Raw genomic sequence first — 422 nt, 5'->3', positions numbered from 1 at the left:
ATACTATTTCGACTGAAATAACAGGTAAGGATACAAAATGGGTTCATGGGGAATGGAGGCTCTCGAAAGCGACGAAGGGCTGGATTTGATTAATTGGGTAGAGGAACAACTGCAAGATGATTCGACCTTTGATGCCGAGTCAATTGTTCAACGCTTAAGCCAGCATGAAGATTTGTTCGGATTTCAGGGAGATGAAGAATTTCTCTACGATAATTACGATAATAATGTTATCGGTCTCGTTGAACTTATCATTCAAAAAGCAGCCGGGAAAAAAATCACATCGAGTAAACAAATTGATCAACTCGACGGTTATCAGCTCACGTCGACTTTCAGCAAAAAACTCCAGGGCCGTTTACAAACAATCGACGACACACATGAGTGGATAATGCTTTTCGAGGGGCGAGCACGCGAAAAAGCAAAAG

The 422-nt window shown here is 41.9% G+C and carries 1 pseudogene; it reads left to right on the top strand.

The window, feature by feature from the left end:
- Positions 1-37 precede the first annotated feature (37 nt).
- Positions 38-422, top strand: a pseudogene (locus E0L35_RS25695) (hypothetical protein); the annotation flags it as partial.

It is taken from the genome of Halomonas sp. ATBC28, from assembly GCF_005937175.1.
GTDB lineage: Bacteria > Pseudomonadota > Gammaproteobacteria > Pseudomonadales > Halomonadaceae > Vreelandella > Vreelandella titanicae.
This window is presented reverse-complemented; position numbering and strand designations above follow the sequence as displayed.